Here is a 23678-nt window from a genome sequence, read left to right as displayed (position 1 = left end):
TAAGTATGTGCATTTCTACGATTCTCTATTTAGACCATTCCGAAACGGATAGAAATAGCCACACAGAATGACTGCTTTTTTTGCTATAGTACAATTATTAGCCGGAGGTGCCAGCATGCGGAAGCGTCTTAGCAATCCTATGACCAAATTGAACGTCAAGCAGCAATTGATCCTCTTGTTCCTCGTGATGGTAAGTCCTATTTTTCTGCTTCACTGGTATGGAAACATGAAAGCGGAGCATTTGCTGAAAAATCATGTGACGAGCGCATATGTCGAGCTGAGCAAGCAAAATTATACGGTGATCAAGCGCGATATGGATACGATCAGCAAAATTACGACGACCATTATTCAAAACCCGATTACCCAGCAGCTTATCCCGCTCGAGAGCGATTCCGTTATTGAACGGGTACGCAAATACGATAAGGTCGACAAGCTGCTTGCTGCAAACTCAATTCCACTAAACGGCGGGGAAGCAGTGTATTACTCGCTATATATTTATGATCCCAACGACTATTATTTTTTCGCGCCCAAGCGGCAGCTCATGCAGACCGGCGTTTACTTTTTTTCTGATAACGAGAAGCCGGAATGGTTTGATGATGCCGTCAACTTAAGAAGCAAGGGCTACATGGAAATTATTGATTCGAACGTAGGGCTTTCGAGAATCAGCACGCTTGCCTATATCCGTGCCGTCAATAACGTCACTTATGGAAACGGTATCATTGGCGTGCTGGTTGCGACAAAAATGGATATGAAAATTGCCGAGTCGCTCCGATCGGTCTCGCTGCCGGATGGCAAAATCATGTTCACAGACTGGGAGAACCGCGTCCTCTCCGCGACGGATGCGAAGCTGATGGGAACGACTTTGGAGCTGCCGCCCGAGATGGACATTGCAGATCAGATGGAGGCGGAGGGTACCTTTGACATCATGACCTCTGATTATATTTATGTCGTCAACTACAACCGTCTCATGAACCACAAGCTGGTGTACCAAATTCCGGTAAGCTCTTTATTAAAGCAGCAAAGCGAGCTCAAGCATGTCATTCAGCTCATATCGGTTGCTTATATATTGTTCGGCTGCGTCGTGATGGTCTATTTCTGGCGCTCGCTCATGACGCCGCTTCAGAAGCTGGCGCAGTTTGTGCATACCTATGAGCCAGGAAAGCTTGTGCCGGAGACGCCGGGGAAAGGGCGAAACGACGAGGTCGGCGTGCTGTTTGCCGCTCTGTACGACATGGCCCGCAGGCTCAATGTGCTTATTCACTATAAGTACCATATGGATATCAAGCAGAAGGAGTCGCAGCTGCAGCTCCTCTATCAGCAAATTAATCCGCATCTTCTTTACAACACGCTTGAGAGTATTTATTGGAAGAGCTCGCTGGAAGGAAATACGGAATCGGCAGAAATGATCAAAGATTTATCGAAGCTGATGAAAATCGGTCTAAGCCGGGGCCGGGAGCTCATTCCGCTCGAGGAGGAGCTGGAGCATGCGTCCGCTTATGTCAGCTTGCAGCAGAAGCGCTACAAGTATGAATTCCAAGTCACTTGGAGCATACCCGATGCGGCGCGCGACATTTTGATACCGAAAATATCGCTTCAGCCGCTTATCGAAAATGCGATCATCCATGGCGTTAAGTTTATGGGCGAGGATGGCGAAATCCATATCTCCGCCGTCGTAGAGGGAGAGCGGGTTACGATCAAGGTAGAGGACAACGGCCATAAGGAAGTGGACTATTCAGCGATTGAACGGCTGCTAAGCGGCGATAAGCCGGATCATACATTAGGCTATGGCATCCGGAATATCCAGCAGCGGATTCAGCTCCATTTTGGCAATATGTACGGGATGAGCTACAAACGAGGAGAGCATGGCGGAACGGCGGTATGGATCATTTTGCCGGCAAGCCATGATGAGACTAATTGAGTGAAAGAATCGAGAAATAGGAGGCAGCTGCATGTACAATATATTGATTGTGGATGACGAACCGTTGATTTGTGAGGGATTATGCAGCCTGCTGTCTGCTTCTGGCATCAATCTAGCGAATGTGTACATGGCCCACAGCGGCTATGAGGCGCTTGACTATTTGCGAATCGAAGAGATTGACCTGCTTATTACGGATATTCAAATGGGCTCCATGAACGGCATCGAGCTGATGCATCAAGCCAAGCTGCTGAAGCCCTGGGTGCAGACGATTATCATCTCCGCCTATGAAACGTTCCAATACGCGCAAATGGCTATTCGCCTCGGGGCGAAGGACTATATGATCAAGCCGCTGAATAACGAGCAGTTTCTGGATTCGGTTCGGAACGTGCTGCTCAAAATGGATAAGCCTGCGGCATCGGAGGATCAGTTCTTATCGAAGCTGCAGGAGCATTTTCATATGGAAGAGCCGCTGCCGCAGCGAACGGAGCTGTTTAATCGACTGCTGTCCGGCTCGCAAGAAAGCTCGGGAGAGCTGACAAAAATGCTTTATGAGCGTTATGCGATTAAGCTGCAGGGACCCTATTTTGCCGTAATCAAGCTGCGCCTGAATTTAGCGGTAAAGGATCATCAGATTCCAGCCAGAGATGCGCTGCTGCTGCAATATGCCGCCCTTAACATTGCGAATGAGCTGCTGGATAAGGAATGGAATCATGTTGCCTTTTACTCGCCGAATCAGGAAATCAGCATTCTTATCCAATGGGATGAGAGCGAGTTTGGCGAGTCGAGCGTAAACAAAATTAATCAGCTGGATATGATCGGACGCAGCCTCTATTACAACATCCATAAGTATTTAGGGCTGCACTGCATTATCGGCATTAGCCAAATCGTGAGGGGCATCGAGTTTGTCGGCATGCTTGACGAGCAGGCGCGCAAGGCGATTATGTGGAACCGGGAGCATCGCGACCATTACGTGTTTTATTACGGCGATTTTAATTGGAGCACGTACACGCAGGACCCGACGGCAGAGGAGCTAAGCGAGCAAAATAGCTTAATCGTTGAGAAATCGAAGGCTTATATCGACCGCAATTTTGCGCAGAAGGGGCTTACGCTGCATGAGGTTGCCCAGAAAAACCATGTCAGCCCGAACTATTTAAGCTATTTGTTTAAGAAGGACACGGGCTACAACCTGTGGGAATACGTAATCAAGCTTCGGATGGAGGAAAGCCGGAAGCTTATTCTGCACACCGATTTGCGCAGGTATGAAATTTCCGAGCGAGTCGGATACGAATCGCCTGAGCATTTTAGCAAAATTTTCAAAAAATATTACGGAATGAGCCCGAGCGAGCTTAAGAAGGATGACAAGAAATAAGATGAAGTAAAAATAGCTATCATTGCCTTAGATATGCACATTACCAGCCAGCCGCCTTGCTTCTAAAATAGGATAGAGCGATAGAAAAGAAAAGAGGGAGACCTGATGAACCAACCAGTTGCAGTAGGCGAGCCGCTCGATACCCAGGTACAGAGGAAGGCTGGCAGGTGGAAAAAGCATATTTCGGGCTATTTGTTTCTGTTGCCGGCAGCCATCATTTTTATTTTATTTTTGTGGGTGCCGATAACGAAAGGGATTATTTACAGCTTCTACACGATTGACTTTGTAAAAGGGAATGAATTTGTCGGTTTTGATAATTACAAGACGATATTCAATGATCCGGACGTATGGATCGGCGTGAAAAATACGCTGTATTACATGTTTTTATGTTTGGCCATTGGCTTCTGGGTTCCGATCTTGTTCGCCATTGCGATATCCGAGCTGCGCCGCTTTCAAGGCTTCGTGCGCGTCGCTGCCTATTTGCCAAACGTGATTCCGGCGGTCGTGCTTTACGGCTTATGGAGATGGTTTTATGATCCGGTCGGACCGATCAACGGACTGCTGACGAAGCTGGGCTCTGACCAAATCGCCTTCCTGACGAATAAAAGCTGGTCGATGATCTCGCTGGTCATTATGGAGACCTGGCAGCAGTTCGGATCAGGCATGCTCATTTATTTGGCAGCCGTGCTGAGCATCCCGCGGGATTGGTATGAAGCGGCCGAGATTGACGGAGCGGGCATCTTCCGCCGCGTTTGGCATATTACGCTTCCGTCGATTCGCGGCTTGATTTTGCTGCTGTTCTTGCTGCAGCTGATCGCGACTACGCAAGGCTTTCAATCGCAGCTTGCCCTGCTCGACGGCGGCCCGAACAAAGCAACGCTCACATACTCGCTGCTTATCGTTAAATATGCATTTACGCGGCTGGATTATGGGGTTGCCTCGGCGCTTGGCGTGCTTATGTTCGTTGTCCTTGGTGGGTTGGCGCTCTTGCAATTCAGGCTGAACAACAAGGAGGCGGGCAAGCAATGAAGAGCTTAGACAGAGGAATCTTATCGAGTTATGACCACCGTAAAAATACAAACAAGCTTGGTTTTCTGCTTGTCGTTGTGGTCATCGTCGGCATGGTCGCTTCCATGCTTTATCCGGTCTTAACCGCATTGTTTAACGGTTTAAAGACCAATACGGAGGTCAACTCGTTCCCGCCGCGTTTCCTGCCTTCGGAATGGCATTTTGACAATTACAGTGCCGGCTGGGATTTTATGAATCTGCCCCTGTTTTTGAAAAATACGCTTATGATTTTTGGCGGCAATATGATCATGACGATAGTCGTGCTTGGATTAGCTTCGTATAGCCTGTCTAAGCTCAATGTGCCTTTTCAGCGGGGGATTTACTTCTTTTTTATGATTACGCTGTTCATCCCGCCAAGCACCTATATTATTCCGAACTTCCTGAACCTAAAGGACCTCGGACTACTCAATACGTATGCCGCATTTTGGCTGCCGGCGAGTGCCAGCGCCTTTTACCTGCTGCTGCTTAAAAATTTCTTCGACGGCATTCATCATGAAATGATCGAAGCGGCGCGCATTGACGGGGCATCGGACTGGAAATGCTTCATTCAAATCGCGGTGCCGCTATCGATTCCTATCTTCTCGACGCTGGCCATATTCGTTTTCTCGACCGCATGGAATGATTGGTTTTGGCCTTCTCTGGTTATGCACAGCGATGATAAATATCCGCTGGCAACAGCGGTTTATAAATACGTCATTAGCGCGCAAAGGCTGAATACCAATATTCGCTTCGCTATCCTCACCATGGTGATGATGCCGCCGATCGTTGTGTTTCTAGTGTTCCAAAAATTCATTATGCGCGGGCTCCAGCTCGGCGGGGTGAAGGGATAAGCAGTTCGTAGACATACACATGATCGGAATAAGAATACACCTCGCCCAAATGAAAACGCCTCCTTTATGATGGGGATGTAGCGAAAATACGAAATGAGAAGGGGAATATCAATGCTAAAGAAAAATGTAGCAATCGTGATTTGCATGGTTATGCTATGCTCGATTCTGGCTGCTTGCAGCGGAGGCAGCGGCACGAAAAACGATCCGAAGGAAACCGATAAACCGTCAAATGCGGCAACAAACAATGCGGGAAGCAAAGAAACGGAGCCGCCTAAGGAAGATATTAAAGATAAAAAAATTACGATCAGCATTTATTATCCATTGCCGGACCAAGTTGAAAACCGCAAGCTGGAAGACGACAAAATTAAACGCTTTAACGAGGTATACCCTAACGTTGAAATCGTGAAAAGCGATTGGCACTACAACCCAAGCGAAGTCGGCATTAAAATGGCAGCTAACGAAGCGCCAACGTTCTTTAACACTTGGGCGACTGAAGCGAAATTTTTGCAAGAGCGCGGCTGGGTAGCCGATATTACTGAGCTTTGGGATTCCTATCCATTCAAGGACCAAATCAATCCGGTGCTGCAAAGCCAGTTCATCATTGATGGCAAGGTATACGGCGTTTCTCAAAAAGCATACGTTACGACAACTGTCGTAAACAAAAAAATGCTTGATGAGAAAGGCGTAGCGGTTCCGTCGTATGACTGGACCTGGGATGATATGTACAACACAGCCAAAGCGGTTGCTGATCCGAAAAAAGGCATCGCGGGTATCGCACCGATGGGCAAAGGCACGGAAGCAGGCTGGAACTGGACCAACTTCCTGTTTGAAGCAGGCGGCGAGATTCAAACCGTAGCTGACGGCAAAGTAACAGCTGCCTTTAATTCTCCGGCTGGACTGAAAGCACTTGAGTTCTATAACAAGCTGAGATGGGAAGCGAATGCGATTCCTCAGGACTGGGCACTTGGATGGGGCGATGCGGTTGGAGCCTTCGGACAAAGCCGTACGGCAATGGTTATTGCAGGAGCAGAGGGCGTACTTGAGCAAGCGCTTAACCAAGGCGGCTTGAAGCCTGAGGATGTGTTGACGTTCCCTATGCCGGCAGCTGAAAAGGGCGGCAAGCATACAGGCGTACTCGGCGGAGACTACCTTGTTATCAACCCGAACGCTACGAAAGACGAGCAAGAAATGGCATTCCGTTACATCACATTTGATTACTTCACGGATAAAGGTTTAGAGTCGCTTGAAGCGGATATCAAGAAGCGCCAAGCAGAAGGCAAATTCTTTATTCCGCCGCAAATGAACTACTACAGCCCATCATCGGAATACGGCCAAAAAGCGCAAGCGATCTTTAACAAATACGACAACGTATACAAATACAATGCAGAATCCGATTCCTTGCTAGACGGCAAGCCGGAAGCACAATACAACACGCAGGACTATTACGGCGAAGTAACAAACGTCCTGCAAGAAATATTCTCCAAAAAAGGCGCCGATCTTCAAGGCTTGCTGGATAAGTCGGCTAAGGTCGTGCAAGAGAAGTTTTTTGACTCCATTAAAGTAGAAAAGTAGAATAGTACACCATAAAGCCTCCCTTCTGTATTCAAGAGGGGAGGCTTTTTCGTTATCTTTTAACCTTCGAAATCCTCCGCAGCATTTGTATGCAATCCGTCTTCCTCGTTGTCTCTAATGGTCTTCTGCAGGACTAGGCAAGCTACGATTAGGAATGCGCCGGCAATCGCGTAGTAGCCTTTGACGTAAAGCGGCTCCTCAAGCACATAAATTCCGATATATTGAGCAAGAATGGCGAGGATGAAGCCAGCCCATGCCATGAACGAAAAAGCTGAGGTATTGCGGCTTCTGTAGCCGGGATTATAATCCTTGAGAAATTTATCCTCATCGTTGTCGCGCGCTACCTTTTGCAAGAGGAAGGAAGTAATGATTAGTAGAATGCCGGTTACGGCGTAATAGCCTTGCACGGACATAGGCTGCTTGAGCGTGTAGATGCCGACGAATTCGAAGCCGCAAGCGAGCAGAAAGGCGGCCCATGCCATAAACGTGTAAGTTGGGGTGTTGCGGCGGCGATAAAAGTTTGCGGGCTTACGAACATGAACAGTTTCCATTTTTTCCATTTGAAATGGCCTCCCGAATCGAGTTGTTGTTGATGTCTTTAGTTTACAGCATATTCCTATAACCAAAAGTACCAACTTCTTATAGTACCAGGTGCTAGTGTAGATGGATGGATCGGATAGACCGTTGGGCGGCAGGAAGAAAGAAATTGACATTGAGAATGATTATCACTAAAATACTTCTTAATGCATGCTGCGCGGGAAACTTATCGGGAAGAAGTTGAGGTGAGAAAATGGAATGGAATGACCTAATCAAGCTGTGGAATCATGCTTCGATTAAAGTGCTCGATATACGTCATCATAAAATGAAGCTAGGTGAGAAACTGCATGCCTATCGGCTGCCTGCCAGCGGATTTTTATATACGAGCAGAGGCAGCGCCAAGGTGAGTTTGGATGGTCAGCAGCATGAGGCGGAGAGGTTCCATATGCTGCATGGCGGCAAGGGAATGTGCCTGGATATTATTTTGACGGAGGCGGAGTTTGAATATTATTTAATTTTCTATAAGGCGGTAATTTCGCTTTCATGCAGGCAAGAGATTTTGTCGCTAGCGGAGAGACTAAGCCCATTCCAGCTTCAATATGGCTTTGCGCCGCAATATCCGGTCTCCTTGTTCCATACCGTTAAAGCGATGGCTGAGGAGTGGCAGGCGGCGCAGCCGCTCGAGCGGCTTCATGTGAATGCGTTGTTTTATCAATTTGTATATGAGGCATTCCGTCAATTGCAGGATCAAGGCATACATACAACTAAACCCGAGCTTGCAGCACAAGCGCTCCGATACATTCATGAGCATTACAAGGAGCCGATTACGCTGGACCAGCTGGCACAAACCTTAAATTATAGCGCCAAAAATTTGTCCAAGGTGTTTAAGAAGGAGACGGGGTACAGTCTCATAGACTATGTCATTCAAGTAAGAATCAATAATGCTAAGGAGCTGCTGGCGCGTACTGACGCAACGATTCAGGAGATAGCCGAAAGCGTCGGATATTCGGATCGCTTATACTTCACCCGAGTGTTTAAAAAGTATGCCGGCATTTCGCCGGGCAGCTACAAAGAAGCCAGCAGAAGAGGGGCAGATCGTCTATATAGATCGAGCCGATCGTCCATTGTTCCAAGCAAACTCCGGCGTTACAATGTTTATCGACATGATAATCATTATCAATACAAAGGAGAGAACAACTTACCCATGTACAAAGGTCTGAAATTATCAATGGCAGCAACTCTATTGTTTTGTTTTGCATTATTTATGAGCGCTTGCTCTACGGGAGCGTTAAACGCCAATAGCACAACCGTGGAAACACAAGCGGCTGCGAAGGGGGAATCGGCGCCTTCCACTACGGCTGGGACACAGGCCCAGACGAGAGTGATCGCTACGGTTAAAGGAGATATCGAGATTCCTGCCAAGGCGGAGCGCATCGTTGTTGATCTGTACTTAGGCAGCTTTATTGCACTCAATGTGAAGCCAATCGGAACGCCGGAACTGAATTTGAAAAACCCGTATTTTGCAGAGGCGCTTGCAGGCGTGGAAAATATCGGAGAGTATGAGAGCGTATCGCTAGAGAAAGTAGTCGATTTGCAGCCGGATTTGATCGTTACAGGCAATGCGGAAGCATATGAGCAATATAGTAAAATAGCGCCGACTATTGTTGTTCCTTTTGGCGAGCTGAAAAATGCCCATGAAGAGCTCGCTTTTTTTGGCAAGGTGCTGGGGAAAGAGTCAGAGGCAAAGGCGTGGCTGGCTGATTACGACAAACGTATAGCCGCAGCCAAAGAGAAGGTAGAGCAGGCAATTCCAAGCGAGACTACTTTTTCCGTAATGCAGGATTGGGGCGGGAACACGGGCGTATTCGGCGATAATTTCGGAAGGGGCGGCCAGGCAGTCTATCAAGCGCTCGGGCTTAAAGCTCCTGTTGAAGTATCAGAGCAGTTAATGAAGGAGCAGATTGTTGAGGTTTCCGGTGAGAAGCTTGCCGACTTTGCTGGCGATTATATTGTTTTGACGTCTGATGCGCTAACGCTTGCTGATTTGAAAGCAGATCCCATTTGGAAAATGATCGACGCTGTAAAAAATGACCGCGTTTATATTTGGAGCAAGGACCGCTCCTGGTATTTTGACCCGATTGCCACTCTGTCACAGACGGAGGAGCTGGCTGCTTGGCTTACAGGCGAGAAACAGGAGCAATCGTCGGCAAGCTGAGAAATGTTGGATATGTCTTATAAAATGATCACTTTTGTCCATTGTCATCGTTAGGCATTGTGCCTTACAATGTATTGAGTGATATTGATAATCAGTATCAAAAAAGCGATGATAATGAGCGTTTGGAGGCAAACGATGAACGAACAATTGGAATTATATGATGTTACGATAATTGGCGGAGGGCCAGGCGGTTTATATACTACATTTTATAGCGGCATGCGCGATTTAAAGACGAAGCTGATTGAAGCGCAGGATCAGCTTGGCGGGCGGATGCTTTCTTACCCGGAGAAAATTATTTGGGATGTCGGCGGAGTGACGCCCATTCGCTGCGAGAAACTAACTGCCCAATTGATCCAGCAAGCCAAAACGTTTGATCCAACGATCATACTCGGCCAGCAAATTACGGACTATGAGCGGCAGGCGGATGGCACCTTTATTTTAAAGGCAGCAAGCGGTGAACATCATCGTACAAGAACAGTCATTATGGCTATCGGTTATGGCATTAAGAAGCTGGCGAAGCTGGAGATCGAAGGAGCCGACCGCTACGAGGTAACGAACCTTTATTATACGGTGCAGGAACTGGAAAAATTTCGCGGCAAGCGGGTGCTGATATCCGGCGGCGGCGATTCAGCGGTGGACTGGGCAAATGAGCTGGAATCCATTGCTGCAAGCGTGACGGTCGTGCATCGGCGCGACAGCTTCGGGGGGCACGAGAGAAATGTGTCCAAGATGAAGCAATCCTCGGTCAATGTGATGACGCCTTATCAGGTGCTGGCTCTGCATAGCAGCAATGGGGAAAGCATCGAGCAGGTGACGATTGCGCATGTGGACACGGAGGAGAGCATGCAGCTTGAGGTTGATGCGGTCATCGTGAACCATGGCATGAAGAGCGATTTTGGGCCTATCCGCGACTGGGGCATCGATATGGGCGTATGGAATGCGAACGTCGGCGAGAGAATGGCGACCAACATTCCCGGCATCTTCGGCGCAGGCGATTTCGTGAGCTATGGCAGCAAGGTTGGACTGATCGCAGGTACGTTCACGGACGGCGTATTGGCGCTTAACAGCGCTAAGCTGTATATGGACCCGGAAGCTCCGACGATGGCTTATGTCTCCTCCCATAATGAGCGGTTCAAGGAGAAAAACCGCGAGCTTGGCGTAGTGGAGGAAGAGTAGGGGCTTGTTTAAGTTAATAGGATTGCTGGGATCGTAGGGATGAATCCGAGCGATTATAAGTGAGGGTGCTGAAAAAGTTGGATTTTTCGGTGCCCTTTCGTGTGCGTAGGGAAGTGTGAGCTGTTTCGGCGGAAGCGGTGCGATTAGCGGGAGGTTTTCCAGTTATTTCATAATTAGCGGGAAAAGCTCCCGTTAATTCTAGCGATTTTGAACGGAAATTAGGATTAAAGGGAATTTCTCCTGTTAATTTTTTGATTTTGGTCCTTTTTCGGAGAAAATGGTCCGATTAGCGGGAGCTTTTCCAGCTAAATGATCTCACAGCTCTTATTGAGGAAAATTAGATGGAGCTTTTCCTGCTAATCCCGTTGCATCGCCCTAGACACGAAACGAGCCGAAGAAGCGATTCTTCAGGCTCGTTTCTTTTGTCACGGTCTCCGTAATATAACACCTACTTTATTTAGAAATGCACATCGTTATGAAAGCGATTCCAAATTATGATGAAAGAGGATGATCGATTTACATATGCGGGTGCTTTCGAGTTTAGTTTGCACTTGCAAACCTTTGGGAGGTCTGTGCAATGAAACGTGCAAGATCCAGGTCGATACTGGCATTTATGCTGGCGCTGCTTCTTATGCTGACGGCTGTGCCGGTTTATGCGAATGAGGCGGCACCGCCACCGCAAGAAACGGAAGTCGAGGCGCAGCTGGAGACGGCGGCCATTTCCGTTACGCAATCTACCTACGTTCGCATTCAGAACAAATGGCAAAGTAATTATTTGTACGAGGACGAGAGCGGAGTCGTTCGGTACGGCTTCCCGAGCTATGAGGACGAGTCCTCGCAATGGCTCATTCTGGAGCATGACGGCAACAAACGAATTCAGAACAGGGCGACGGGCCATTACATCACGATTGCTGAAGTAGGGCAGCGTAGAGATGCTCTGACCAGCCGCGAGATTACGGAAAGCACGCTGGCGGATCAATGGACGATCCATGAGTCCAGCCGCGCAGGTTTCGTGGTGATCAAGAGCGCGACCGTAGCTGAAAATGCGAATCTTGTCATTCATCAGGAGGATCAGCTAGGCTTTGCCGAGGTGAGCAACGATATCAACATCACCTTTGAGAGCCCGCAGTGGGCGCTTGAGCCGGTGGAGTCAGCCGCGCCGATTCGTCTAGCGAATAAGTTCCGAGCGGGACAATATTTGTACGAGGCTGCGGATGGTTTTGTCGATTACGGGGATATAGCTGCAACGGATCGAAGCTCGCATTGGGTGCTGGTAGCCGGAACGACGCCGGATACGTACCGCATCAAGAACAGGGCGACTGGCCACTACATTACGCAAGGCGTATTATGGGAGCCGATCAAAGCGTTGACGCTCGACGATACGGTCAAAAGCGAGTGGATGGTCGCGCGAGCGGCGGATGCAAGCTTTGTTACTTTTCAAAATGTCGAAGCGTTTCAAGCCGATCCGGCGCAGCCTTTTGTGCTAAATACGCAGTTTGACGATATTCATGCGCGCTCGAACAATTGGTCGGTGCTGGACCGTGATAATGCCCACTGGCGAATCGAGCTCGCGCCGGATGCACAGCCGTACCGAATCGTTAATTTTACGAACGAGGCGGTAGGCACTGCTTATTTGCACGAAGAGGCCGGCCAGGTGAAATATGGCGCGCTTACGGCGCAGGCTGGCCAGAAGTCGTCCTACCAGTGGGTGAGAGAGGACTTTAACGGCAAGAAGCGGCTTCGCAATTTAGCGACTGCTCATTATATGACAAGGGCCGGCCTTGAGCATGCAACCGATCCTCTTAAAGCGGCTGCTCTGACGGAAAGTGCCCCAGAGGATCAATGGTCTATCAGCAATTCTACTCTCTATGACGATTACAAAACGGTGCAAAGCATGGTGGGTACGGGAGAGTACCTGCACAAGCAGGATGGCATCGGCTCTGCGCAAGCGGGCGTGATTCATCCAAACGAGGACGCGGCACAGTGGCTGTTCGAGGACCCTGCCTTTAGCGGGGACGGATCGCCCCAATATATTCGCATACAGAACGAATGGCAAACCTTCGTGCTGTACGAGGATGATGCCGGGCAGTTGAAATACGGGAACATCGCAGAAAATGATTTTAAGGGACAATGGCTGGTTGAGCGCTTTAATGGACGCAAACGGATAAAGAATAGAGCGACAGGCCACTTCATCAACCTTCAAAATATGACCGATGGGCGCATGGATGTAACGGAGGTTCAGGATGATTGGACGAGTGCGGTGTGGGTCATTGAGGACGCCGGCGGCTCGAAGCTGATCCACAGCGTGCAGGATGCCAATGACGTCCCAGGCCAGCAAAAATATATAAGCCTGCAAAATTTGACCAAGTACGCGGAGTATGGCGTCATTAATCCAAGCTGGGGCAGTCCGCGCTGGCGGTTCGTTCCCGTGGCAGACACAGTGCTCACGAACGTAAGGCTGAAAAATAAACAAACAGGCAGCTATCTCTATGAAGTTGCCGAAGCAGGCGATGAGCTTGGCAAGGTGAAATACGGCGACCTTCCCGAAGCCGATTCTAGCTCCGTTTGGTATTTGGAGAAAACAGGCGACGGGCCAACCTCGGTACGCTTGAAAAATCTGAAGAGCGGCCATTACATCTCGATGGAGCATATCGGCGGAGACGTCGAGCAGGATGCCCCAACGCAGCAAATAGTGGCGCAAGGCGACATTTGCACCTGCTGGGGCAGCGCGAAGTGGCTTATGGAGAAAGGGTCGGCAGACAGCTATGTTGTACTGAAAAGCGGCTGGGCGAGCCATTTTCTATATGCCGACGGCGACGGTTTTACGAAGGTGAGCAAGCTTGTAGCGGAGTCAGACAGCGCGCAATTCGCCATCGAGCCGGTTGTTCTGAGGCCGGAGCCGTTGTCCGAAGCGCCAATCCGCATTAAGAATAAGGCGAACGGCCAGTTTTTGTACGAAAATAACGGAGGCATTGTGCTGTACGGCGCCCTTGCCGAGAGCAATGGCTACAGCCATTGGATTATCGAGTCCGATGGCGGCGCGCAGAGGCTGAAAAACCGTGTGACCGGCCATTACATGGCGATGAGCGGAGATTATGCGTTTATCGAGAGCAAGCAGGCTGACGTAGCAGATGTTGCATCCCGTTGGGCGGTCGAGAATTCGGCAAGCGGCGCCGAATATTTTATTCGCAGCCTAAACGGCAAGTACAATGACGAGCTTATCCATGTCCAAAACAACGCCGGATATGCTGAACGCGGTCTGTATCCAACCTCCTTCGGTACGGTGCAGTGGACCTTCGAGAACGCGCCGGAGCAGTTTGAGACACCGCCGATGGGCGAAGCGAAAACAAACGATACGGCTACGCCTATTTTTGACGATACGGGTTATGTCCGCATTAAAGCGAAAACCGGCCAGCGCTATTTATATGAAAGCAGCGGCAAGGTGCTGATCGGAGCGCCAAGCGCAGACCATGCAAGCTCGCACTGGCTGCTTCAAGACTTCAACGGACGCAGATTGCTGAAAAATAAAGCTACCGGGCATCTATTGTCGCTTGGCGACAACGGCCTTGAAGCCTTCTCGGGCGAGATTAGAGGTTATGACAACGCACAGTGGACGATCGAGGAGCGAGTAGGCTACAAGCGGCTTAGCAATGCCTCGCAAGCAGATGGATCGCTGCTGCTAGCCGAAGGTCAAGCGCAATACGGCGTTTCGAGCGCAGCAGGAGAGGAGCTATGGCAGTTTGAGCCTGTAGCTTCCGACCAGCGCTATGAAGCGGAGAAAGCTTTTGTCTCAGGCAGTATCAAATTTAACGCTTCGCAAAAAGGCTATAAGGGCGAAGGATACGCGGGCAGCTTCACGGAAACAGGCGACAAAATCAGCTTCACCGTCCATGCGCAAGCGGCAGGCAGCTTTGGGACTGAGCTTCGTTATTTGAACTTGTCCGGCGCCCCAGCGCAGCTGAGCCTATACGTGAATGGCGAGCGGATGAAGCAGGTAACGTTCAAGCCGGCAGGCAGCTCCCAAGCCTGGTCCAAGTTGGTTATTGCTCCACAGCTCCGCAAGGGCATCAATACGATTACGCTGCAAAAGGATACGGCAGATTCGGGCAATGTGCTGCTCGACAGCCTGCTCGTGAAGAACAGCGTTGGTTTCGCATACCGCGGAGCTACCGTTCCATATGTGACCTATGAAGCAGAGCATGGCGCGACAAACGGCGAGCTGATCGGCCCTTCGCGCAGCTATCGCGAAATGGCTTCCGAGGCGTCTGGCAGGCAAGCGGTTAAGCTGACGGACGAAGGCGACTATGTAGAATTCACGCTGGCTGAGGCGGCGAATTCACTCGTGCTGCGTTATGTCATTCCCGACAGCACAGATGGAGCGGGACGCAATGAGACGCTAGCCCTTTACGTGAACGGCGTGTTTAAGCAAAATGTCGCGTTAAGCTCGAAGCATGGCTGGGAATACGGCAGCTACCCTTGGTCGAATGATCCGAAGCAGGGCAATGCGCATCGGTTCTTCGACGAAATTCATGAACGGATCGGCGATGTGCCGGCGGGCGCAACGATTCGCCTGCAAAAGGATGCCGGCAATGCCGCGGACTATTACGTGATTGACCTCGTCGATTTTGAGCAGGTCGCTGCACCGCTGGCGATGCCGGAAGGTTTTCTCTCGGTTACGGATTATGGCGCTGTTTCAGCTGACGGCAGCGATGATTCGGCAAGCTTCCATGAAGCGATGAAGGCGGCGAAGGAGCAAGGCAAGGGCGTTTGGTTCCCAGCCGGCGAATTCGAGCTTAAGGCGGATGTCATCGATTTGGATCACGTGACGATCCGCGGAGCGGGCATGTGGTATACGAAGCTCATTGGAGCGAGGTTCATCGGGAAAGGCGACAATATTGGGGTGTACGATCTGCTTATCGACGGCGATCTTAACATTCGCGATGACGAAGCGTTAACCCATGCTTTTTATGGCGGATTCGGCACAGGCTCGGTCATTCAAAATGTTTGGGTCGAGCACTCCAAAACAGGGCTTTGGCTTTCAAAGGTTAGGGGAAGCGATGAAATAACGGACGGCCTGCACATGGTTGGCCTGCGCTTGCGCAATTTGATGGCGGATGGCATCAATTTCTCCGTAGGCACAAGCAATAGCATGATGGAGCAATCGGATATTCGTTATCCGGGCGACGACGGCCTTGCGATGTGGTCGGCAGAAGGACGTGCAAGCATCAACAACACGGCGCGTTTTAATACGGTGGCATTGCCTTGGCTTGCCGATAACTTCGTTATTTTTGGCGGGCAGGACAATAAGCTGCAGGATAATATCGGTACGGATACGATTACGAACGGAGCGGGCATCGCCGTATCGACGCGCTTTAATCCGGTGGCGTTCAGCGGCACGACGATTGTTGAGCGCAATACGCTGCTCCGCACGGGCAGCGCCGACTCGGCCTACAACATCAACCTTGGGGCGATTTGGATTTTTGCAGGCGAGAAGGATTTGAATGGCGAGGTCATTGTACGCAACAACGTTGCGCTGGACAGCACGTATGCGGGCTTGATCGTCCATGGCGAAGGCTTCAACATCAGCAATGTGACTCTTCAAAATATCGTGCTCGACGGCATGGGCACGAACGGTATTGATGTGACAAGCAGGGTGTCAGGCTCCGTTCAAGTAGATAACGTCATTGTGCGCGGCGAAAGAATAGCGATGCTTGCGCATTCGAACGGACAGCTTGCGTTTTCCGAGCAGAACGAAGGCTTCGCGAATCGGCCTAAGCCGTTCCGAATTTCGCTTGACGACGGCAGCAGAGGACCGCTGTCACTGGCAATAGGCGATAAGCAAGCCTTGAAAGTGTTTGATCAGGCAGGCGTAGACGTTACCGCAGATGCAGTCGTAACGATTGCGCAGCCTGCCATTGCCGCCATTAGCGAGGATAAACAGCTTAGCGCGCTTCAAGCAGGCAAGGCGCAGCTTACCGTAACTTATGGCACGCAAAGCAGAGTGTATACGGTTGAAGTAAAAGAAGCCATTATTCCGGGAGGCGGCCCGGATGATGAGACGGAAGAGGGATCGGAAGGCGAAGGCGGCAACGGAAATGTTGGCTCGAATGGACAGACGACAGGAGGCTCAGTCGATACCGCGCAAAATGACAGCAAGCTGAAAGCACAAGCTGCAAATAAGCTGGAGCGCATCGTCTTCGAGAAAGGGGCGCTCACCGCAAAAGGAGAGCTAGCCTTCTCCGCTCTGGCTTTATTGGAAGCAGCAAAGAGCAGTCCCAAAGCTGTCATCGTCACACAGCATGAGGATGCAGCTTATGAATTCCCGCTTTCGCTTGTAAGCGGCGTTCTGGAGCAGACGAAGCTTGTTATTAATGAGAAGCTCATCTTAACCTTTACCATTAAACCGCTTGCCGCACAGGCGCTGGACGATATTCGCGAGCGGGCAACGACAGCAGGCTTGAAGCTTGCAGGCACACCAGTTGAATTCAGTATTTTCGTCTCGGATGGCGGGAAGTCGGCAGAGGTGAACAGCTTCGGAGGGGTATATGTGAAGCGGGTACTAATGGTGGAAGGGGAGCTTGATGCCAAAACAGCGACAGCGCTCGTCTATGATCCGGCGACCGGCGAATTCCGTTACGTGCCGGCATTGTTCCAGCCAGCGGCAGGGAAGACGACTGTGACGGTCATGAGCATGAGCAATAGCATTTATGCGGCAGCTATACATGCCAAAACATTCGCAGACATTAGCAGCCACTGGGCAAAAGTAAATATCGAGCTTCTCGCTTCCAAGCAGATCGTGAGCGGTGTAACCGCAGCAAGCTTTGCGCCAAACCGAACCGTTACGCGAGCGGAATTTGCAGCCATGCTAGTGCGGGCGCTTGGCCTTCAAAATGCAGCAGCCACGTCAGCGATTTCCTTCAACGATGTTGCATCGACAGCATGGTACGCAGATGCAGTGGGAGCCGCGGCAGCACATGGTCTTCTAAAAGGGTTTGAAGACGGCAGCTTCCGTCCGAATACGACGATTACGCGCGAGCAAATGGCGGTAATGGCTGCCAATGCGCTGCAATTCGCTGAGTCCGCGGGAGCAATTGGTGAGCAGTCAAAGGCTGCAGCTGACAGCTTTAAAGACGAGGCGGCAATCCATGACTGGGCGAAGGAGGCAGTGAACACTGTGGCTGACGCTGGAATTTTGGAAGGCAAAGGCGAAGGCAGGTTCCTTCCTCTTGACCTGGCTAGCCGTGCCGAAGCAGCGACGATCATTATGCGCCTGATGCAATTCGTTCACTTGTTAAACAAGTAGCCGACTAGCGATAACATAACTTCAAAAAGAGACCGCTTGGCGACCTTAATGGGTGCGCGAAGCGGTCTTTTTTTAAAAAGCAAAACGGCGTCACTCTGTCACGCTTACGCGAACAGGACGACACCGTTTTTTAGGCTGTGGCTTAGCGCTTTCGAAGGACAAAAAATTCGCATTCCTTACGGTTGTGATAGGCAATATCACTGACTCCTGACTGAGTCACGATGATGCTATCGTCAAAGCGTACGACCAGCGAGCTTGAATCGATGAGCTGATTGTCCTGAAAAACGCGGATGCGCTGCTGCTGCTCGATAACCTCTTCAAAATCCTGATCGGTGCTCAGTCGTCGGTTTATGGCCATAGGTAAACTCCTTCAATACGGAAAATGATTTCTTATAGTCTATCCCATGTCTATTGGAGTTGCAAAGTCCTCTTTGTTCGTTTGGCTGTAGCTATGTTACATTGTAGTCACGAGAGCCGAATGGCCAGAAGGAGACCATTATGTCGATACGCGTACGCTTGCTGCTGTCCTACACCTTTATTTTAATCGTTACGATCGTATTGTTTCTTGCTGCTGCGCTGCTTTTTGTGGTGGCGATCACGGGCGATGTGCGAAGCGTAAAGGACTTTTACAACATTCATTATTCCGTTAATCCGTTGTCCGGGCAGGAGGAGACGATCTTTCTTGATCTGAAGTATTTGGCCAAAAATGAACCGGATGCGCTGCTCGATAAGATGCTGCTTGACGAATATAATTATAAGCTTCGCGCTGTGCAAGCGGAGCTGTTCATACGTAAGGAGGATAAACAGGTCTACTCCTCTCTATCCGTCAAGCAGCCGAAGCTCATTACGTATCTGCCTGGCTATGAGATGGAAAATAATGCGATCCGCAGCACGCTGCAAATCGGGGATCACTTTTACGGCTATGCCAAATTTGATTTTTATTTTCCTGATCGGACGAAGGGCAGCATGTATGTTATCCGGGAGCGCAGTCCGTTCGCCGAGGTTATCCGCACGCTGCTGCCGATCATCCTTGGGGTGCTTTTCTTCGTCCTGCTATTGATGAATATGCTGCTGTACTTCGTATTCACGCGCAGTATCATTAAGCCGCTTGATCTGCTTAGGAAGTCGACGGAGCGAATCAAGGAAGGCAATTTGGAGTTCGAGCTGCGCGCGGAAGGCAATGATGAAATTACCCGCTTAAGCGAAGCGTTCGAGGATATGCGCATGAAGCTGAAGCAGTCCGTCGAGAAGCAGCTGCAGTACGAGCAAAATCGCAAGGAGCTTATCGCGAATATTACCCATGATTTGAAAACGCCGATCACCTCCATCAAAGCGAGCATCGAAGGCATTCGGGATGGCGTTCCGGATACGAAGCAGAAGATGGATCGTTATGTGAATACGATTTTGACGAAGGCCGACGATATGGATCAATTGATTGATGAGCTGTTTCTTTATTCGAAGCTTGATTTAAAGCAGCTGCCGTTCACGTTTGAGGCGATCAGCATCGGGCATTTCATAGAGGACTACGCCGAGGATTTGCACTATGATATGCAGGATATCGGCATTGAGCTGGAATGGAGCATGGATCATGCTGCTTCTTCCGTAGTGCTTGCCGACCGCGATAAGCTGAAGCGCGTTTTGACCAATATTATTGATAATTGCGTGAAATATATGGCGTCTGAGCCCAAAAAAATCAGGATTGATTTGAAAGTGGAAAATGGCTTTGTCCGGCTGTCGATTCACGACAACGGCCCGGGCATATCGGAGGAAGCGGTTCCGTTTATATTTGAACGGTTCTTCCGGGAGGATCTGTCGCGCAGCCGGCAATCCGGCGGAAGCGGCCTCGGACTCGCGATAACGAAACAAATTATTGAAGGCCACAGCGGCACGATTCAAGCCGAGAGCAAGCTTGGCGCAGGGACCACGATTATTATCAGGCTGCCGCTCGCTCAGGACATTGGAGGACGATCATGACGAAAATACTCATCATCGAAGATGAAGCTTCTATAGCTGAGGTGGAGAAGGATTATTTTGAGCTGCATGGTTTTGCGGCGGATATTTGCTTGACTGGAACGGAAGGACTGCGTGCCGCGATGAACGGCGAATATGAATTGATCGTGCTCGATTTGCAGCTTCCGGGGATGGATGGCTACGAGCTTTGCCGCCAAATACGAGCGGTAAAGGAAGTACCGATTCTAATCGTATCCGCCAAGAAGGAGGAGATCGATAAGATTCGCGGCCTTAGCCTCGGTGCGGATGATTACATTACGAAGCCGTTTAGCCCTAGCGAGCTGGTTGCCCGCGCGAAGGCGCATTTGCAGCGCTATCAGCGCCTGATGGGCAAGCGTGAGGCTAAAGCTTCGGATAAGATTCGGATTCGCGGCTTGGTGATCGATTCCTCCTCGCGCAGGGTGTACGTTAACGATCAAGAGGTGCAGTTTACGACGAAGGAGTTCGATCTGCTCACGTTTCTAGCTTTAAATCCGAATCATGTATTCAGCAAGCAGGAGCTTTTCGAGCAGCTGTGGGGAATGGATTCGCTTGGCGAGATTGCAACGGTAACCGTTCATATACGCAGGCTTAGAGAGAAGATCGAAGCGGACCCGTCCAATCCGCAATATATAGAAACGATATGGGGCGCAGGCTATCGACTGACCGTTTAGCGCAAATAATTAGCATTGTTTCAGAAAAGTTTCGGCGCCGTTTATCTTTTGTTAATGTTTTGTTTGCAGGAGGTTTAGGATTGTCCTTTATCATGGGGTTAAGTTAAGGAACAGCACTCATGAGGAGGAAACAATAATGAATTTCGTTTCGAACAAAATGGCAGCAATCGTATTGGCAGCTGCAATTGGCGCTTCGGCAGCGGTGGCAGGACCTGTTAACGTGTTAGCAAACAGCAGCGTACAAGTTAAGGCGGCCGCAGGCTTTCAGGATATCAAGGATGCCGGGGCATCGTTGGCAGCGATTCAAGAGCTCGTGAAGCAAGGCGTATTGAACGGTTACGGAAACGGCTTGCTGAAGCCAAATGCGCCGGTAACGCGCGCTGAGCTTGCGAAGCTCGTCGTAACTGGTCTTGGACTTACGATAAACAAGGAACAGCCGGCAGGCGTAACTGACATAGCTGCAGGCAAATGGTATTTCGACTATGCCGCGACTTTAGTTAATATGGGCGTTATGCAGGCAGATGGCGGACAGATGAAGCCAAATGCGCTGGTAACCGAGACTGAGCTGACGAATGTTGTCTCCAAGGCGCTTGGCCGTGATGCCGCTTCCGTGAAGCACTGGGCGCAAGCCGTGAATGCGAAGCCGGAAACGATCACGCGCGGCGAGCTGGCTCAGCTTGTCGTAACCTCGCAAAAGGCGAAGCCATCTGCCGATGCCAAAGTCGTGCAGGCAAAATCATTGAATACCATTACGCTAGAGGTTACATTCTCGGAGCCGTTAACAGCTGAGGATGCTGCGCTTGATCAGGCGCTCAAAAACTTCAGCTTCGATAACGGGCTTTCGATGCAGAACGTGCCGCAGCTCAAAACCGGCTCCATCTCCACGTATATTGTGCCAACAACGCCTCAGAAGGCAGGTACGGTTTACGAGCTAACCTATAAAGGAGAAGCGGCGGCAACGGTAACCGGAAGCGGAGAAAAAATAGAAATGAGCAGCGTCGGACAGGTTTCATTCGATACATTCGAGGTGGTATCGGAGCTGTCTAAAGGCATTACGGATTACGGCAACGTCATTTCAGCTTACTCCGTTGGCCGGGCGGCAACGGCCTTCATTCTTGATGAAAACAATAGCTACAACGGCAAAACCTATGAAATTATATCTTCCATGCGCGCCAAGCAGGTGACGATTACGCCGGAGGGCGGAACGCCGATGGCAGCGACATACGTCTTGTTCACACAAGCGACAGACGGACGCCAAGCGCCGAAGTTCCGTCTGCCAGCAGGTGAAGCTCTAAAGCCGGGCGTCAACTATACGGTAACCTCGGAATGGGCAAATATCGCGAGCAGCACGTTTGTCGCGAAGGAGATTGCGCCGCTTGAGATGCAATCAGCCAAGGCGCTGAACGAAACCTCGCTTGAGCTTACGCTAAAAGCAGATCCGAAGGATGAGCTGTTTGCGGTACGCAGCATCGAATTGACCGGAGCGGACGGAAGCAAGCTGACGGCGACCTACAAGCTGACATCGCGCAAAGGGGCAACAGGCGTTTTTGACCTCGCAAATGGCGGCAAGCTGGCTGCCGGCATGACGTACAAAGTTAGCGCGGTTTCTCCTTGGGCAGTTGGAGACGAGATTACTGTTACGCTTGCGAAGTAATAATGAAGCAAGCTGGATAACATGAAAGAGGGGATAAGCCGAATGGGGCTTATCCCCTCTTGTTGTTGATGGGCGGCATCCCATCCCGATTTCCGTTTTCCTGATCAGGGTAAGGTCGTCTTCTTTTTTGGCCGAGTATGGCATAAGTATGGGTAAGAGAAGCGGGCAGGATGATGCGGGAGGGGATCGGATTGGCGAAATGGGGGAGGAGAGGCTGGCGGTTCAGACCTTTTGGCGGGAGCCGGATGCAGCTCTGGTCAGGCCGTCCATCCTCAAAGGTAAGAACGGTCAGCTGGGGAAGCCGCGGCAGCTCGGCCTCGTCACGCTCCACGCCGAAAAAATGGGGCTCGGGAGCAAGCACATCCTCATCCAAATGGGGAGTGCGACCAAGCGCAAGCGGCGGAAAATGGGGAACTCGGCGCAAAGCGCTGCGATTTGGAAGCGGTGTGCGAAGCAAGAGCAGCGGCACGGGAGGCAGCTGGGGCACAAATCCAACAAGACCCCGGATAAGGCGCCGTACAATCGTCATTATTACACTTGTCGTGATGATGGTTTTTTCGATACAGTCCTTCGTATATATTGAACGGAACTTACGTCCGCCGCTTATGAATATCGCGAAGATTCGGGTCAAGCAGGTCGCAACGCAGGCGATTAACAAAGCCATAACGGAGCAGGTTGCGACAAGGTCGGATACCGATAAGCTGATTGACTGGAAAATGAACAGCAACGGTAAAATCTCGGGATTCATGCTGAATTACGCCGAGCATATGAGCATTACTTCGCAAACGATCAACACCGTTCAAAAGACCTTAAACGAGATGAAGGATATCCCTGAGCATATTCCGATCGGGCATGCGCTGAACAGTGCGATCATTTCCTCTTACGGGCCTAGAGTGCCGGTTAAATTCGAGCCGGTAGGCGCCGTAAAGGTTGATCTTAGCACGCGTCAGAAGGACGCCGGCATCAATATGATTTTAGTGGAAGTCTATATACGGATCATTGCGGAGGTTACGATTATTATCCCGTTTGATACCGAGCCGGAAATCGTGGAAACCGATATCCCGATTTCGTATCTGCTCGTGGTCGGCGATGTGCCTATGTACTATTATGACAATACCGGCAAGCCGGTTGGCGAATCTGCCGCGCAAGCGCCTAACATATCCGTTCCGCTTGGCCAAGGCACAGGAAGCGGCGTGACGGCAAATCCTCAAAATAACGGTAATGCCGAATCCTCTAATGAGGGAGGCACGAACTCGGGCGCGTCAACGGAAGGATCAACGGAGGATTCAGGCGGCTCGAACGCACAAAACAAGTCTTCAAACCATCCGGGCGATGCTTCCACAGAGTAGCCCCATAATTAAAACGACTTTATT

At 50.4% G+C, this 23678-nt stretch carries 14 protein-coding genes and 1 pseudogene; 12 read left to right on the top strand and 3 right to left on the bottom strand.

The genetic code is table 11. From position 1 onward, the window contains the following. The first annotated feature begins 115 nt into the window (after positions 1–115). The 5 genes from A7975_RS08900 (at position 116) to A7975_RS08880 (ending at position 6757) form a co-directional block, all read left to right on the top strand. A complete protein-coding gene (locus A7975_RS08900; protein ID WP_065384944.1) occupies positions 116–1918 on the top strand; it encodes a sensor histidine kinase in 1803 nt (600 codons plus the stop codon). A 31-nt stretch (positions 1919–1949) separates the two neighbouring features. After that, entirely contained in the window at positions 1950–3287 is a 1338-nt protein-coding gene (locus A7975_RS08895; RefSeq protein ID WP_053374408.1) for a response regulator transcription factor, read from the top strand. A 105-nt stretch (positions 3288–3392) separates the two neighbouring features. After that, positions 3393–4316, top strand: a complete 924-nt coding sequence (locus A7975_RS08890; protein ID WP_053374409.1) for a carbohydrate ABC transporter permease — start codon at positions 3393–3395, stop codon at positions 4314–4316. After that, a complete protein-coding gene (locus A7975_RS08885) occupies positions 4313–5185 on the top strand; it encodes a carbohydrate ABC transporter permease (RefSeq protein WP_065384943.1) in 873 nt (290 codons plus the stop codon). The genes A7975_RS08890 and A7975_RS08885 overlap by 4 nt, the downstream gene beginning before the upstream one ends. Before the next feature lie 111 nt (positions 5186–5296). Then, the gene (locus A7975_RS08880; RefSeq protein WP_053374411.1) at positions 5297–6757 is read left to right on the top strand and encodes an ABC transporter substrate-binding protein; all 1461 of its coding nucleotides are present in this window, start codon (positions 5297–5299) and stop codon (positions 6755–6757) included. Positions 6758–6816: 59 nt separating this feature from the next. Here A7975_RS08880 and A7975_RS34780 read toward each other — a convergent pair whose 3' ends face one another. Together A7975_RS34780 and A7975_RS34775 are read right to left on the bottom strand one after the other, a co-directional pair. Beyond that, a complete protein-coding gene (locus tag A7975_RS34780; RefSeq protein WP_231637608.1) occupies positions 6817–7017 on the bottom strand; it encodes a YiaA/YiaB family inner membrane protein in 201 nt (66 codons plus the stop codon). An 84-nt stretch (positions 7018–7101) separates the two neighbouring features. Next, a pseudogene (locus A7975_RS34775) lies at positions 7102–7239 on the bottom strand (YiaA/YiaB family inner membrane protein); the annotation flags it as partial. A gap of 308 nt (positions 7240–7547) precedes the next feature. Between A7975_RS34775 and A7975_RS08870 the strand changes: the two are divergent. The 3 genes from A7975_RS08870 to A7975_RS08860 all read left to right on the top strand — a co-directional run bounded on the left by A7975_RS08870 (position 7548) and on the right by A7975_RS08860 (position 17988). Beyond that, entirely contained in the window at positions 7548–9509 is a 1962-nt protein-coding gene (locus tag A7975_RS08870; protein WP_065384942.1) for an AraC family transcriptional regulator, read from the top strand. Positions 9510–9644: 135 nt separating this feature from the next. Continuing rightward, entirely contained in the window at positions 9645–10685 is a 1041-nt protein-coding gene (locus A7975_RS08865; protein ID WP_065384941.1) for an NAD(P)/FAD-dependent oxidoreductase, read from the top strand. A gap of 577 nt (positions 10686–11262) precedes the next feature. Continuing rightward, positions 11263–17988 carry an S-layer homology domain-containing protein gene (locus A7975_RS08860; RefSeq protein WP_065384940.1) on the top strand — a complete coding sequence of 2242 codons (6726 nt, stop codon included), beginning with the start codon at positions 11263–11265 and terminating at the stop codon, positions 17986–17988. A 142-nt stretch (positions 17989–18130) separates the two neighbouring features. On the opposite strand, the gene A7975_RS08855 is transcribed toward A7975_RS08860, so the two are convergent. Continuing rightward, on the bottom strand, positions 18131–18346 hold the full coding sequence (locus A7975_RS08855) for a hypothetical protein (RefSeq protein ID WP_053374415.1): 216 nt from the start codon (positions 18344–18346) through the stop codon (positions 18131–18133). 140 nt (positions 18347–18486) lie between these two features. Between A7975_RS08855 and A7975_RS08850 the strand changes: the two genes are divergently transcribed. From A7975_RS08850 to yunB, 4 genes are all read left to right on the top strand, one after another. Continuing rightward, positions 18487–19962, top strand: a complete 1476-nt coding sequence (locus tag A7975_RS08850) for a sensor histidine kinase (protein WP_065384939.1) — start codon at positions 18487–18489, stop codon at positions 19960–19962. Further along, the gene (locus A7975_RS08845; protein ID WP_065384938.1) at positions 19956–20651 is read left to right on the top strand and encodes a response regulator transcription factor; all 696 of its coding nucleotides are present in this window, start codon (positions 19956–19958) and stop codon (positions 20649–20651) included. Before A7975_RS08850 ends, A7975_RS08845 begins: the two co-directional genes overlap by 7 nt. 136 nt (positions 20652–20787) lie before the next feature. Further along, positions 20788–22305: an S-layer homology domain-containing protein gene (locus A7975_RS08840; RefSeq protein WP_065384937.1), complete on the top strand. Its 1518-nt coding sequence runs from the start codon at positions 20788–20790 to the stop codon at positions 22303–22305. A gap of 191 nt (positions 22306–22496) precedes the next feature. After that, positions 22497–23654 (top strand): sporulation protein YunB, encoded by a 1158-nt coding sequence (gene yunB / locus A7975_RS08835; RefSeq protein ID WP_255314225.1) that lies wholly within the window; start codon positions 22497–22499, stop codon positions 23652–23654. Positions 23655–23678 lie beyond the last annotated feature (24 nt).

Origin of the sequence: Bacillus sp. FJAT-26390, from assembly GCF_001682865.1 — a bacterium.
Classification (GTDB): domain Bacteria; phylum Bacillota; class Bacilli; order Paenibacillales; family Paenibacillaceae; genus Pristimantibacillus.
The sequence above is the reverse complement of the archived record's forward strand: the minus strand, read 5'-3'. Positions and strand labels throughout refer to the sequence as shown.

Bases quoted from the DNA above. Each gene is read 5' to 3' on its own strand.
- A7975_RS08900 (WP_065384944.1), top strand. From the start codon at position 116: ATGCGGAAGCGTCTTAGCAATCCTATGACCAAATTGAACGTCAAGCAG.
- A7975_RS08895 (WP_053374408.1), top strand. From the start codon at position 1,950: ATGTACAATATATTGATTGTGGATGACGAACCGTTGATTTGTGAGGGA.
- A7975_RS08890 (WP_053374409.1), top strand. From the start codon at position 3,393: ATGAACCAACCAGTTGCAGTAGGCGAGCCGCTCGATACCCAGGTACAG.
- A7975_RS08885 (WP_065384943.1), top strand. From the start codon at position 4,313: ATGAAGAGCTTAGACAGAGGAATCTTATCGAGTTATGACCACCGTAAA.
- A7975_RS08880 (WP_053374411.1), top strand. From the start codon at position 5,297: ATGCTAAAGAAAAATGTAGCAATCGTGATTTGCATGGTTATGCTATGC.
- A7975_RS34780 (WP_231637608.1), bottom strand. From the start codon at position 7,017: ATGGCATGGGCTGGCTTCATCCTCGCCATTCTTGCTCAATATATCGGA.
- A7975_RS08870 (WP_065384942.1), top strand. From the start codon at position 7,548: ATGGAATGGAATGACCTAATCAAGCTGTGGAATCATGCTTCGATTAAA.
- A7975_RS08865 (WP_065384941.1), top strand. From the start codon at position 9,645: ATGAACGAACAATTGGAATTATATGATGTTACGATAATTGGCGGAGGG.
- A7975_RS08860 (WP_065384940.1), top strand. From the start codon at position 11,263: ATGAAACGTGCAAGATCCAGGTCGATACTGGCATTTATGCTGGCGCTG.
- A7975_RS08855 (WP_053374415.1), bottom strand. From the start codon at position 18,346: ATGGCCATAAACCGACGACTGAGCACCGATCAGGATTTTGAAGAGGTT.
- A7975_RS08850 (WP_065384939.1), top strand. From the start codon at position 18,487: ATGTCGATACGCGTACGCTTGCTGCTGTCCTACACCTTTATTTTAATC.
- A7975_RS08840 (WP_065384937.1), top strand. From the start codon at position 20,788: ATGAATTTCGTTTCGAACAAAATGGCAGCAATCGTATTGGCAGCTGCA.